General features: G+C 63.1%; 16 protein-coding genes. 11 read left to right on the plus strand and 5 right to left on the minus strand.

The genetic code is table 11. The features are described from left to right. Positions 1–2 precede the first annotated feature (2 nt). Together ACX80C_RS07890 and ACX80C_RS07895 are read left to right on the plus strand one after the other, a co-directional pair. Positions 3–3,755, plus strand: a complete 3,753-nt coding sequence (locus tag ACX80C_RS07890; RefSeq protein WP_459325912.1) for a hypothetical protein — start codon at positions 3–5, stop codon at positions 3,753–3,755. Between the two features lie 273 nt (positions 3,756–4,028). Continuing rightward, complete coding sequence (locus ACX80C_RS07895; RefSeq protein WP_459325913.1) at positions 4,029–5,297, plus strand: MFS transporter; 1,269 nt, start codon at positions 4,029–4,031, stop codon at positions 5,295–5,297. A gap of 135 nt (positions 5,298–5,432) precedes the next feature. Here ACX80C_RS07895 and ACX80C_RS07900 read toward each other — a convergent pair whose 3' ends face one another. The 4 genes from ACX80C_RS07900 to ACX80C_RS07915 form a co-directional block, all read right to left on the minus strand. Further along, a complete protein-coding gene (locus ACX80C_RS07900; protein WP_459325914.1) occupies positions 5,433–5,789 on the minus strand; it encodes a YciI family protein in 357 nt (118 codons plus the stop codon). Between the two features lie 38 nt (positions 5,790–5,827). Then, positions 5,828–6,307, minus strand: coding sequence for a mycothiol transferase (locus ACX80C_RS07905; protein WP_459325915.1), 480 nt, complete (start codon positions 6,305–6,307; stop codon positions 5,828–5,830). Further along, entirely contained in the window at positions 6,304–6,705 is a 402-nt protein-coding gene (locus tag ACX80C_RS07910) for a VOC family protein (RefSeq protein WP_459325916.1), read from the minus strand. The genes ACX80C_RS07905 and ACX80C_RS07910 overlap by 4 nt, the downstream gene beginning before the upstream one ends. Positions 6,706–6,840: 135 nt before the next feature. Next, a complete protein-coding gene (locus ACX80C_RS07915; RefSeq protein WP_459326101.1) occupies positions 6,841–7,134 on the minus strand; it encodes a YciI family protein in 294 nt (97 codons plus the stop codon). Positions 7,135–7,171: 37 nt separating this feature from the next. Between ACX80C_RS07915 and ACX80C_RS07920 the strand changes: the two genes are divergently transcribed. The 3 genes from ACX80C_RS07920 to ACX80C_RS07930 all read left to right on the plus strand — a co-directional run bounded on the left by ACX80C_RS07920 (position 7,172) and on the right by ACX80C_RS07930 (position 8,361). Then, entirely contained in the window at positions 7,172–7,423 is a 252-nt protein-coding gene (locus tag ACX80C_RS07920; RefSeq protein WP_459325917.1) for a type II toxin-antitoxin system Phd/YefM family antitoxin, read from the plus strand. After that, positions 7,420–7,680: a Txe/YoeB family addiction module toxin gene (locus ACX80C_RS07925; protein ID WP_459325918.1), complete on the plus strand. Its 261-nt coding sequence runs from the start codon at positions 7,420–7,422 to the stop codon at positions 7,678–7,680. The genes ACX80C_RS07920 and ACX80C_RS07925 overlap by 4 nt, the downstream gene beginning before the upstream one ends. A gap of 186 nt (positions 7,681–7,866) precedes the next feature. After that, on the plus strand, positions 7,867–8,361 hold the full coding sequence (locus ACX80C_RS07930) for a DinB family protein (protein ID WP_459325919.1): 495 nt from the start codon (positions 7,867–7,869) through the stop codon (positions 8,359–8,361). 178 nt (positions 8,362–8,539) lie between these two features. On the opposite strand, the gene ACX80C_RS07935 is transcribed toward ACX80C_RS07930, so the two are convergent. Further along, positions 8,540–9,049 (minus strand): hypothetical protein, encoded by a 510-nt coding sequence (locus ACX80C_RS07935; RefSeq protein WP_459325920.1) that lies wholly within the window; start codon positions 9,047–9,049, stop codon positions 8,540–8,542. Positions 9,050–9,264: 215 nt separating this feature from the next. Here ACX80C_RS07935 and ACX80C_RS07940 point away from each other — a divergent pair, with 215 nt between their 5' ends. From ACX80C_RS07940 to ACX80C_RS07965, 6 genes are all read left to right on the plus strand, one after another. Further along, complete coding sequence (locus ACX80C_RS07940; protein WP_459325921.1) at positions 9,265–10,152, plus strand: NAD-dependent epimerase/dehydratase family protein; 888 nt, start codon at positions 9,265–9,267, stop codon at positions 10,150–10,152. A 141-nt stretch (positions 10,153–10,293) separates the two neighbouring features. Next, complete coding sequence (locus ACX80C_RS07945; RefSeq protein ID WP_459325922.1) at positions 10,294–11,001, plus strand: VOC family protein; 708 nt, start codon at positions 10,294–10,296, stop codon at positions 10,999–11,001. Positions 11,002–11,004: 3 nt separating this feature from the next. After that, positions 11,005–11,595 (plus strand): N-acetyltransferase, encoded by a 591-nt coding sequence (locus ACX80C_RS07950; RefSeq protein WP_459325923.1) that lies wholly within the window; start codon positions 11,005–11,007, stop codon positions 11,593–11,595. 138 nt (positions 11,596–11,733) lie between these two features. Further along, on the plus strand, positions 11,734–11,994 hold the full coding sequence (locus ACX80C_RS07955; protein WP_459325924.1) for a hypothetical protein: 261 nt from the start codon (positions 11,734–11,736) through the stop codon (positions 11,992–11,994). A 149-nt stretch (positions 11,995–12,143) separates the two neighbouring features. Then, positions 12,144–12,704, plus strand: a complete 561-nt coding sequence (locus tag ACX80C_RS07960; protein WP_459325925.1) for a GrpB family protein — start codon at positions 12,144–12,146, stop codon at positions 12,702–12,704. 67 nt (positions 12,705–12,771) lie between these two features. Continuing rightward, positions 12,772–13,227, plus strand: a complete 456-nt coding sequence (locus tag ACX80C_RS07965) for a hypothetical protein (protein ID WP_459325926.1) — start codon at positions 12,772–12,774, stop codon at positions 13,225–13,227. The last annotated feature ends 109 nt before the right edge of the window (positions 13,228–13,336 follow it).

Here is a 13,336-nt window from a genome sequence, read left to right on the forward strand (position 1 = left end):
CCATGAGCTACCTCTTCGATGCCCGGAAACTCCAGGCGCAGGGCGTTGCCATTGACTGGGTCAAGCATGCCGGTACCCATGGCGGGTCCAAGGAGTACTCACGCACGCTCAAGGAGCGGCCGGCCAACATCCAGCTGCGGTGGCTCACCAATGCGGAGTGCGGCATCCCCACTTCGCCGTTCACGGTGTGGCGCCGGCCCGTTGGCGTGGGTGCACGCGATGAGGTGCAGTTCACCGCCGTGACCGTCCCCGCGCTGGGTGGGCGGGCCCTCATCACCTGGACGGGACCGCGCCTTGTCAGCGTGCAACTCTTCGCTTCAGGGCCCTCAGGCTATGTCTATGCCTTCACCGGGTGGCCCACTGTATCCGGGGCGGTGGCGGTTTCCCGGTACGAGTCGGGGGCCGGCTCGGTGACCATCTCGGCCTCGTCCATGGACGGACTGCTGGTGGACCCGGGCATCACCGTGACGGGGATGATGGGAACGCCCGTCGACCAGTACGGCGAACGCATGGGCTGGGAGGAAATCGAGTACGTGGGGCTTCCTGCGGACGGGAGTTACTGGGCCGGTACAGCCTACGGAGGCAATCAACAGGGCATGCTCGTGGACGCCTCGGGACCGGCGTCGCTCCTCACCGACCCAGCCGCTGCGGCGGGCCAGCGGCTCCGGCGGGGCGCGCCGTCGTCGGGCTGGAATCCGCAACTCACCCCGGGCGTCACAGCGCCGCCCTGGTGGGAGCCTGACTTCACCGACGTCATTGACCACGCCAACGCAACGCTGGTGCACCACCTCGCCGGCATCACGGCGTCCTACCCGCCACAGGAGCACGCTGGCCGGACCATCGCGGTCACCATGCCGCCGCCCAACAATTCCAGCGGGGGCACGGCGCCGGGCAGTCCCACCACGTCCCTGGTGTCGCCGTGGGGGATGACACTGCTCTCGGCCGGTACGGATCCCTATGCCGCGTTGGCGCTCGGAATGGGCACGGCCTACGGGCCGAACGACCTCCCGAAGGACGACCACGGCGAACGCCTCGGCTACGACTTCCTCATCACGGCAACCTATGAAAAGGGCCTGGACGGAAACTCTCCAGGGGTGACCTACGCCGCCGTGGTTCCCAACCTACGGCCGGCCGTTGCGCCCTTGGCGCCGGCTGCAACGTCCACGGCCCCCATGGGTTTCCTGCGCCCCGAACGACGGGACGAATCCTGGCGCACGTCCGTACGGACCAGCTGGGACCGTCCGCCCGTTACGCCGTTGGCGCAGCCACGCAGCTACGCCTTCGCCAGGCGCGCCACTTCCGGCGGCCTCTCCTCCGAGGCGCTGCTTGCCCCCCGCGTGGGCGGGGGGTGGATGCCCGGCATCATCAACGACACCGTGCTGCCCTCCGATCCGGCACCCAACCGCATCTCCGCCGTCGACCGCGAAATCCCCATCCCCACCGACCCGGGAGCCATCTCACCGCTCTACGGCGTAGCGCACCAGGATATCTACGGTCTCTGGAGCGGCTGGCGCAGCGCCGGAACCACGGTGGAGCAGCCACCGGTGGATCCGGTGCGGATTGTCAGCGCGGCGCTGGTTGCAACCGGTACGACGACGGCGGGAAGTCCCGTTGCGGCGCGGCTTGAGGTCGAGTTCATGTGGGACTGGTCCGCCCGCTCGCCGCAGCGGATCCGGTTTGGCGGAAGGCTGTTTCCCGCACCGCTGCACGGGGCCGTGCCGCCGGACTCATCGCCGCCCCCCGGCCTGCAGCGCAGCATTGGCGAATCCGATGCGTACCTGGACGTCGAATTCAGCGCGGACGCGGCCTCCGTTGCCGGCGGAACCGGCGGGATACAGGGCCTGAACCCGGGCGGCGACGAGCCGGCCCCCATGACGTCCGCCGGACAGGGCGAACGCGAACGCCGCTACCGTCTGAGCCTGCCCGGATTCACACTGGATTTTGACTCGTCCGGACACATCGGGCTGGCCCTGTGGGCCCGCGGCACCGAACGCGTTGCGCCGGGTCGCGAAGGGGCGTGGTCCCAGTACCCCACCGTGGTGACCACCTCGGACCCACGGCCGCCCGTCGTCGTTGTTGATGCCGTGCAGCTGGTGACCCTCGGGAGCCTGCCGGATGCCAATGGCGAGTCGCATGCGCGGCTGTCATGGTCGGCCGGAGGAGCTGTTGCCGGCTACGCCATCTACGAGTCCACCGAGACCAAGATCCTCCAGGGAAATGCGCTGCCGCCCGCGGATCTGGAAGACACACTCTCCGGCAGGCTTGTGGTGATGCGGAACGCCTTCAACGCCAACCCGTCCCGACGGGAGTTCGCGCGGCGGAACGCCACCCTCATCAAGGGAACCAGCACCGACATCACGATGCCCCGGGGAACAACGGACATCCACGTCTTCGTAGTGATCGGGGTGAGTGCAGGGCAGGTGGAGGCGGCCTGGCCAACCGGCGGCGCCGCGGCAGACCAGTGGTTTGCCTACGCCGCTCCCCGGCGCTCACGGCCGGCACCCCCCACGCTCGAGCTGCATGCCCTGCAGGACGCCGGCATCCATAAGGCACGGGTGCTCGTGGGGGCGCGCGACGGGGCGCCGGTCAGCAGGATTGACCTCCACCGGGTGCGCGTCGACGAGGCGGTGCGCGATGTATCCACCATGGGACCCCCCATCATCACCCTAACCACCGTATCCGCAGGATCCGCGGGCTGGACGGTGGACGCATCGGCTGGTTCGCTGCGGCGGCTGGACGGGTATGACGTCCCCGACGGCTCCTGGAAGCGCGTGTGGTACCGGGCAACGGCCTGGAGCAATGACGACGCCGAACGCGGCATCCTGAGCGACCGCTCCGAGGCTAGTTCTGCGGCCTGGGTGGTGGTGCCGCCGTCGGGCCCGCCTGATCTCTCGACACTCACGGCAGCGCCGGCGGGTTCGGCCCTGGCCGATGTTCTCATCACGTGGACCAGCGGCGCACCCCTGGTTCGATCTCCGCTGGGCACGCATCGCATCACCGTCGACGCCCGCACAGCCTCAGGCGTGCTGACGAACTCCACGGAGCAGCTTGGGCTGGTGTCGGAGGTGCAGCCGGCCAGCGGATCCGGTTTCTGGCGGGTGGGTGGCAGCGGCGTCTCACCGGCTGGAGCCCATACTTACGCTTATACCTATCACGCATTGTTGCGCCGGACGGACGTCGGTGAGAGCGTCACGGTGACCGTCCGCGTGACTGACCCGTTGGGACGGTTCACCGAGAGGACGCTGACCGTTGCGCCGGGATCGCTGCTGCCCGCGCCGGAGGTCAGTGGCCTCGTCCTGGCCCGCAGGCAGCCCCGCACCGGGATTCTCGTCGAGTGGAACAGCAGTACACCGTTCGCCGCAACTCATGCGGGATCGTATGTGCTGAGGGTTGAGTTGCAGCCGGCACCTTCCGCCGGCCCGGGGCTGCCGGGACGTCCCGGGCTGCCGGGACGTCCGGGGCGTCCGGGGCGTCCGGGCTTGCCCGGACGCCCGTCACTGCCGGGCCTCCCGGCGCCTGGGCAGCGCCCGGTGGTCATAGAGATGCCGTGGGAAGGCGTTCCCGAAGGGCGTCCTCCCACGGCATCCTCCCGCACCATTGTTGGCCGGCTTCCGGGCCGCTTCGGCGTCTACTGGGTGCTCAGCCCGCAGCGTCCGCAATCTGTTCGCGTGCGCCTCACCGGCCCCGACGGCAGGGTTGCCGAACAAACGCTTCCGGTCCGCCCCGACCGACCAATTCTCCGACCCTTCCCCTGAGCGGACATCGTCGCAAAGCATCACACTGACTTCGGGGAATCACCGGGAGTACCTAGCCCAGGTCCTCAGCTGCACGCCGGCGACCGGCGTGCGAGGACGCTGCCGGCCACGTCCATGGCGGGGCTTTCGCCGACGCCGCGCCACTCGCCGTCGGAGTGCAGTGCCGGTTGACGGAGTCGCTGTATCGCGCCTAGAGTTGACCCCCCGGAGCAACGATTTCGAGCTTGTGGGGTGGGTATTCTGCTCATCTCCTAGCTCAATGGAGGCACTTACGTGTCCAATCGATTGCTCTTCGCGAATCGCGATTTCCGGTTACTGCTCCTCGGGCAGACCACCAGTCAATTCGGCGCTCACGTTAGCGGTGTGGCTATCCCGTTGCTCGCCGTGCTGACGTTGCAGGCCTCGCCTTTCGAGGTGGGTCTGGTTGCCGCATCATCGACGTTGGCATTCGCCCTTATAGGGCTCCCAGCCGGGGCGTGGCTGGATCAGTGGCGTAAGCGGCCGATCCTCGTTGTCAGCGACCTCGCCCGCACAGTCCTTCTCTCCACGATCCCACTCGCCGCGCTATTCGGGGCGCTAACCATCACGCAATTGATCATCGTCTCCCTGCTCACCGGTTTCGCCCGCGTCTTCTTCGATGTCGGCTACCAGAGTTACATTCCCTTCGTCATCGGAAAGGACAGAGTTCTGGCCGGGAACTCGGCGATGGAGATGATCCGTGCATCCGGTCAGGTGACCGGTCCCGGGCTCGGCGGTCTGCTCGTGTCATTGGTCGGTGCCGCGAGCGTGGTCCTCATCCAGTCTGTCACTTTTGCTGTCTCCGCGGTGTCACTTCTGGCGATCCGCACCCGTGAACCAGTCATACCGTCCCAACCCCACCGACCGGGATTGCGGAAGCAGATCGTCGAAGGGCTGCGTCTTGTTGTCCACAACCGAATTCTGCGGGCGACCGCGATTGCCAGCGCCGCCGGCAACTTCTCGTTTGCCGTCGCCGCCGCCGTGATGTTCATCTTCCTCTCACGCAGCCTGAACCTTACGCCGGCGGCCATCGGCTTGATCCTCGCGGCCGGCTCCGTGATGGTGGTGGTCGGTGCCGCCGTCACGCCGGCGCTGTCCCGGCTCGTCGGCTCCGCCCGCATCATCTGGCTGTCACTAGCAGTGACCGGACCGCTAGCCCTTCTCACCCCGCTGGCACAACCGGGATGGTTGGTCGTTCTGGTCATCGTAGGCGGCGCAGCCGAGTTCGGGTCGATAATCTACGCCATCACCAATGTGAGTCTCAGGCAGAGACTCTGCCCTGATCGGATGCTCGGCCGGGTGACGGCGACCATGCGGTTCCTGATCATGGGGCTGTTCCCGATCGGCGCCCTTTTCGGCGGCATCCTGGGCGAGGCGATCGGGCTGCGCGGCACCCTTTGGGTGTCCGGCGCGATCATCGTGCTCTCACCAATTCCCCTCTTCCTCGCGCTACGCCACACCCGCGACGTCGAGGAGCTGCCCAGCTGGGACACCAGTCAGCATGTGGACGACGCGGCCGGTTAATGACAGCGGCGATCGTTCCCGCTGAAGGGCAATTCTCACCAGGAGCGGGCGCCTCTCGCGAATGCGCAGGGGCAGGGTATATTGCGTTGTCCCCGCTGGGAGCACCCAGTAGGCCACGTCGAAACCACGCATCTTCTACTTGTTATTGAGTGTGATGCCTCCGCTGTGTACGGGGCGGACTTCGACGCCACCGGTGCGAGTGCGGACCGCTGGGTTCAGGCGGGCAATCACCAGAGCGCCGTGGAGATCGGGAGCTTCTACGACGTAGAAGCCTGCTACGAACTGGTCGGCTTGGACGAACGGTCCAGCGTCTGTGCTGTCTCGTCGGATGGACACTGCATCAGCTCGAGGGGTCAGGGCATAAGCGAGCGACATGGTGCCTGAGGCTGAAAGGTCTTTTGCATGTTGGTCGTTCTCTTCGAGTTCGGTCTCTGCTGCATCAACAGCATGGAGGGACTCGTCTGCATAGATGAGAATGGCAAATTGTGGCATATGAGGTCGTCCTGTTTCTCGTGAAGACATGCGGTGGGTCAGCTGACAACGACGTTTTGGTGTCCGTCGATCAGTTCGCGCACGATGTCGAGGTGACCCGCGTGAGTGGAGGTCTCTAAGAGCACGCGAAAGACCACCTCCCGCCCCTCGCGCATCGGTGGTGCGGCGAACTCGCTAGGCGGTGGCCACCAGCAGGGCGGGCCGTTGAGGTCGACTTTGGCGAGGACTTTGTTGCTTCGTTCGATCTCGTCCTTATAGATACTGACCGCTTCGGTGCCCGTCATGGGGCGGGATGCCCAACCGTTGTGAAGGGCTGCGATGGCCTCGGGGTCGCCACCGAGAACGGCCGAAATCCAAAACATCTCATCGTCGAAGGCAAGGTGGTTGAGGAGGCGCGTTATGGTCCACCCTGATGGGACGAGCGGCCGAGCCATCTCGGCATCGGTCAGCCCTTCCACCCCCTGCAACACATGATCGCGTTCACTTACCAGTTGGGTAAGCAGTAGCTTGTCGCTCACGCCTGAGGCTCGTATCCGATGAGCCAACGAAGGCCGTAGCGGTCAGTGACCTGACCGTCCGAGGCGCCCCACGGCTTGGGCGCCAGCGGGTCGATCACCAATCCACCGATGCAGAGCTTATCGAACCACTCGTGGAGGATCGCCGGTTCAGCGGTTCCCAGCAGTGAGAGCATGAGGCCTTCCACTTGCACGGTCTGTTCTCCTATGGCTGCATCGGATCCCGCCAGGGACACGTCACCACTGAGGACGCCGTGCGCTATGGCGCTTCGCGGCCCATCGGTCCTGCCAAATTCCTCGTAGGAATACAGGGACAGCTCACCCCCAAAAATCTCCGCGTAGAAGCTCAGCGCTTTCCGTGCCGTTCCCGGGAAGCTGATGTAAGGCATAGGTGCAGCCATAGATAACACTCCTGATGTGATGGAAACACTCAGACCAAGTATTCGGTCCTCTTCATAAAGACGGCGATGCACCGCCGAAATCATCGGTAAATGTGAAACCGATTGCTCGTTAGATCCCACCACCGAACTACGGGATTATGGGTTGATTCGGCGTATCTCGATCGGCCATGGTTGTGCCTCTCCGAGTTTTATGGCGATTTCCACGGCGCGCTCCGTGTCCACACAGTCGACGATGTAGTCCCCGGCCATAAATTCCTTGGTTTCCATGAACGGGCCATCAGTCACGGTGGACCATCCCATGGTCATCGCCGCACTGCTTGCCTTCCTGACGTCGGTCCACCGCTGGATCTCCGGATCCTGCGCGCGCGTAGCCGCGGAAGAAACGACGACGGCGCCCCCATCCCAATCTGCGGCAGAAGGACCACAAATGGTACGCTTTCATGTACCACTTAGAAGGGAATGACTGATGGCCGCAATCACTGCCACAGACGCTCGACGCAACCTGTTCGGACTCATACAGCAGGTCAACGAGGACCATGCTCCGGTTGAGGTGGTCTCGAAGCACGGTAACGCCGTCATCATCTCCAAGGACGATTACGACGCGATCACCGAGACGGCCTATCTGTTGCGCCACGCCAAAGGTGCGCAGCGGCTGTTGGCGGCCCTGGAGCGCGCGCGGCGCGGCGAGTTCGAGACTCACGAACTGCACGAGGCGTGAGTCGACAGCTCGCATTCGACCAGCACGGGTGGGAGGACTACACATACTGGCAAAGCCAGGACAGGAAGACTTTGAAGCGAATCAACGCACTGATTCGGGATGTCTTGCGGGACCCTTTTGCCGGAACCGGCAAGCCCGAGCCGCTCAAGCACATCCTGTCGGGCGCCTGGTCCCGGCGAATCGATGAGGCGAACCGCCTCGTCTACCTTGCGACCGACACGCACATCGTGGCGTTGCAGGCACGCGACCACTACTGATTAGCAATCATCCCACGCTATGCGACGTCGAGTGCTGCCTAGTGAGCATCGTCCACACCCAGTCCGGGATTGCCGCCAAGTTGGTGTCGGTGCGGGCGTGATCTCTGACGAGGCCGTCGTCGTCGGCTACCAACTTCATCAACACCCCGTTAGCCGCCGCGGTCTCCGAGCCCGGATAATGACAGGGTGGAGCGCATCGATCCCGACGGTCACGGCGACGAACGAACGATCTTGACGGGCTGGTTGGACTGGCAACGGGCAACGGTGCGCCGCAAGGTCGAAGGGTTGTCCGAGGTCGACAGCTATCGGTCGCTTCTGCCGACCTCACCGCGAATGACGATCGCAGGACTGGTGTCCCACTTGCGGTGGACAGAACGCGGATGGTTCGCCGCCAGCTTCCCTAGCGCCGCCGAAGACAAAACTTTGAGGCGGGACGAAGGCGGCTGGGAGTTCCCGCGTACGACGCTTACCGAGCTTCTCGACGAGTACGAAGCGGAATGCGCGCTTTCGCGACGAGTGGTCGCGCGTCTAGAACTTGGGACGATGCAGGAGTTCACACCGCCCCAGTTCACGCCAGTTAGCGTTCGCTGGATCCTGACGCACATGATCGACGAAACTGCCCGCCACCTCGGCCACCTGGACATACTCCGGGAGCAACTTGATGGCATCCGCAGCTACTGACCTCCGAAACAAGGTGCGTCAACTAACTCAGAATATGTTCTGAAGTCTATGGAGGACGATCTGATTAGCCCTGGTGTCATTGTGGTCAGGTACTGGTGACTATGGCAGCTTGGGTGGAAACCACCTCCGCAGCCTGACTTGAGACCAACACCCCTCTCACCATGAACAGCGGCTGGTCTCAGTCGGGGGTGTAGGGCCTGATGTCCAGCTGGTCAACTCCGTGATCGTGCAATGCCTCGACGACACGCTGCGTGGCGATGAAAGCAAAGTTCTGAACCGTCTGGCCGTAGATGTTCTGAATGTCAGAGCCCGGGAACGAATCGGTCGCGAAGCCGGTGTATCCCTCGACAGGCGCGCCTACGTGGTCTCGAACATTGACGTCGAAGGTTCGGTAACCGGTGACCTCAGCGGCGCGAAGTGCCTCGATGAAACGAGTGGAGGCAATCTTCAACGTCATCCCACCGGTCCACAGCATGTCACCGAACTTCTTACCTCCGTTGTAGGGAGCAAGCCATACCGGGAAGGGAAGTTCCTCAGGACGCCAGTCCACGATGAATGGATAGACACTGGTGACACCGTCGGGCATGTACCAAGGTTCTCCGTCGATCTTCGGCTTACCTTGTCCGTTGACGCCGAGCCACACGTAGTTGCGTTTCGATCTGGCCTGTATGCGAACCCACTCGGACAAGCGCTCACCTTTCAGCAACGGTAGTAGCTCTGGTACTTGGCCACCCCTAATCATGAGTGGAGACTCAAACAGTACTCCCGGCCCGAGCCATCACGTGGGGTGGGCTCAAGTCAGGCTGCGGAAGTGGCCTCCAATAGCATTGACATTCTCATTACTAGCCCCGTAAGCCGATCCGCTTGTGAAGGCGTGCCGTGCCGTCATGTAAGGATCGAAACATGAGGATTCTCGTCACGGGACACCTGGGGATGGTTGGGCAGGCAGTCACGTCGTGCTTGTTGGGTGCAAGTCATGAAGTGGTCGGTTATGACGTGGCGGATGGGCAAGACGTGCTTGATGCCGACCTTTTAGTCAGTACGGTACGTGACTGCGAAGCCGTAGTGCACCTGGCAGCGTTGGATGAGCCTCAGGAGGGGGACTCTCCTTTTGCCGAGTTGTTAGCTGGGTCAACGGCTGAGGACTCCACCATTCTCCAAACCAATGTGGGCGGCACCTACAACGTTATTCGCGCTTCAGAACGTGCTGGCATTCAACGCATCGTGTTCATGAGCAGCGTGGACGTGTTTGGGTGCTTCATGGGGCAAGGTGAACCGGCGTACCTTCCTATTGACGAGCTTCACCCGTTAGCTCCGAAAGGCGCGTACGCCTGGTCAAAAGTTGCGGGCGAAGAACTCTGTCGAACATTTACAGCCACCACTGGGACACCGAGCGTCTGTCTTCGGGCACCTGGCGTCTTCGCCACGGCTATGTACGAATTCATCAAGACAGCCCGCAGGAACAACCCAGGCATTGAGTGGGACCCCTATTGGGAGTACGGCGCTTTCGTAGACGTGCGCGACCTTGCTGCTGCGGTACTGGCCGCCCTTGTCGTCCCGCTTGCCGGACACCACCGGTTACTTGTGAATGCCAAGGACATTAGTTCGGCTACGGACAAATCGTTGGTGCTTGCTGACAGGCTATTGCCCGGAACTCCGATCCGTAATCGTCATAGTTACGAAGAATCGCCGTTCAAGGCACTGATCGATGCGTCGAAAGCAAGCGAGCTCTTAGGGTGGCGGCCAATCCACAATTGGGAGTGTGTCCGGAACCAAGAAGGGTCAGTTTAGAGGCGGCATCTCTTTCCGAGTGGCTCATCGGCGTGGGGCGAGTCGCGCTAATCGCACTGTTCAAGGCACGTTGGCCCATCGCAAGGCCACTTCCACGTTATTGCCAACCGCTGTGAGCTGAATCACGTGTAGAGTCCGCCTATGGACATGCTGACAGGTGCGCAAATCGCTGAAGCCGAGCTGACCGACTGGCGCAAACTGGCCCAGGGACTGCATGCACGCTACCTCGTCAAAGATTTCGGCACGGGCGCGCGGTTCGTCACGGCGGTTGGTGAGGCGGGTGACTCCTTCGGGCACCACCCGAGCGTGTCGATCGGCAATGGGTACGTCGACCTGAGACTGGTCACTGACAATGCCATCTACCGCGACGACAATGGCACTGAGTACGTCGTCGAATGGGTGACTCAGCAGGACGTAGACCTCGCGCGCCGGATCACCGAGATAGCATCCGGTCACGAGATCGACACAGACCCGGCCGCGGTGAGCGTCATCGAGCTCGGCCTCGATACGGCAAGCTCCGCGACCATCGCCCCGGTGTGGGCGGCACTACTGACCGGGGACGCCGACGCCCAGGGCCGCGGAACCCCAAGCGACGAAGTCCGGGACGCCACAGGACGGGTTCCGAACCTGTGGTTCGGGGACGCCGACGAGCACGAGCCCCAGCGTCAGCGATTCCACGTCGAGGTCTACGTGGCACCGGAGGTGGCCGAGCGGCGGATTGCCGCCGCTCTTGCGGCGGGTGGGACCGTCGTCGACGACAGCAATGCACCGATGCTGACCGTGATCGCCGACCAGGACGGGAACAGAGGAGTCCTCTGCATGGACGCGTCCGCCGCGGCCAAGGAGTAAAGCATGAGTGCCGGGTCGCCGTACAGCATCGCTCCCCTCAGCCCCGCTACCTGGCCGGCCTTTGAGGCCATGGTGGTGCGGCACAACGGCATCTTCGGGGGCTGCTGGTGCACCTACTTCCACCCGGACTGTGCCGAGCGAGCCCCTGGATACGACGGCAGCCGAGCAATGAAGAAGGCCTACGTCGAGCAGGGCAAGGCGCACGCCGCGCTGGTGATGCACGGCGACGAGGCCATTGCGTGGGCAGAGTACGGCGCCCCGGTCGAGCTGCCGAACATCCACCACCGCAAGGAGTACGACGCCACCAAGACCGCAGACCCCGACTACCGAATCACCTGCGTCTTCGTCGACAAGCGCCACCGGCGACAGGGCATAACGGAGCTGGCAATCACCGGTGCGCTCGAACTAATTGCGCAGGCCGGCGGCGGGCGAGTAGAAAGCTACCCGCACGACCTGACCGACCAGACCAAGAAGATGTCGTCGTCGTTCCTCTACAACGGCACCCGCCGACTCTACGAGCGGCTCGGCTTCACCTACGACAGGCCCAAAGGGCTGAAGAACTGCGTCATGGTGAAAGCGATCGCTCCCGCCTGAATCCGTTTGCCAAGAGCTACGAAGGCCCGGCTGCCGCCAGTGTGATACGAGGCCGTCGTCGTCCCCTGCAGGTAAGTCCAAGGAAGTGGGCGATATTGTGCATGTCGCTTGGGACCCGTCGCTGGAAGTATCGGATTCATGCTTACTTCGAACGGCTATGTGCTGGATGATTCCCCCGCCCGCCTTGGTGCGCTCCAGCCGGTCCCCGATGAATTCCGGCAGGATAAAGCCTGGTTGTGGAACCAGATAAAGAGGGAAGGCTACCTCTATATGCAGGGATTCCTCAGCCCGGCAATCGCGCTGTACGACCGGCTCGGTTGGCGCGGGGTGGATCACGGGTTAGCTGGCTGGACCACACACGAGGGGCACCGGCCGCCGATTCGCATCTACGTGGCCTAGCAGTTCACGCTTCGTCGCCATAGCAGGGTGGGCTTGCGGGACGCCTTGATGGTGAACAGCCTCGCGCCCGCCCGGGAAGATCGACCCGTGCGGCCTGCATCTCTATCATTCGCTTGACCTTGCACCACCTGACCGCTAGCGTGCCCGCTATGCCCTTCGCCGATGAACTGTCTCCGGACGGCGTGTCCGTTCTGTCCTACCAACCTTCCTGGGCAACTGAAGCGGCCGATCTCATCATTCAACTTAATCGCCTGGTCCCTGACGCCGTCGCTGTCGAACACATCGGATCAACCTCGATCCCCGGCATGGCGGCCAAGCCCTGTATCGATCTGATGATCGTTGTCTCGGATCTCGAAGTGTCGTTTGCGGAATCCAATCTGACCAGTGCCGGGTTCCGACGCCGGCCAGAGCCGTGGAACAATTGCGAGCCCGCTGAAGGGCGGGACTGGCCAAAAATGGTGTTTGCTCCCCCGATCAATGGGCCGAACTGCAACATCCATGTTCGACCGGACGGAGCAGCCACGACCCGCGCGGCTAGGTTGTTCCGGGACTACCTGGTCGCCAATCCGGAGAAGTTGATTCTCTGGTCGGATTTCAAACGGGCCATAGCGAACGTTGCACCGGACTTGGCCAGCTACGGACAAATCAAGGCTCCGGCTTGGTCATTACTGATGGAGTGCGCAAACAGTTGGGCGAAGGCAAACAACTGAACAGGGTGCCCGGTGAGCGGTGCCTCTGGGTGCGTGTGCGACGCACCCGGCAGTTGAGTAAGCCACAATGGCGGCAGGCACAAATCAGGAGGCAGAGGTTTCGAGAAAGTTCTACGTTGCGTCGAGCTTCAGGAATATTGTCAACGTCCGGTACGTCGCGCAAGCCTTGGAAAGCAAGGGCTACGTCAACACTTACGACTGGACCCAGAACGCGTCAAAGCGTGATGCGGGTACAGTCACCCTCGATGATCTGCGCTCCATCGGGCAGCGTGAGCGAGATGCGGTGATGGGTGCCGACGTCGTCGTCATCCTGCTTCCAGGCGGGAAGGGCACACATGTTGAGCTTGGCATCGCGATCGCCCAAAGAAGAAGGACAATCTTGCATTCGCCGGGCGAAGTCAACACCAACCTCGAGACCACCAGCACGTTCTACCACCTACCTGAGTTGGAGAAGTGCCACGGAACTCTAGACGACCTCGTAGCTATGGTCGTCGGCCGAGAAGTGGGCTTTGCCCCTGGCTGATTCGGGTCGTTCGGCAGTGCGGCGGCGGGCGCCGTCGTCGTCGTCGTGGGGAGGCGGCCATCACTATCAGGCTCGCCTGACCTGCTGGTAGGGGCCTTGGAAAGCCCCT

The organism is Arthrobacter tecti, from assembly GCF_054511355.1.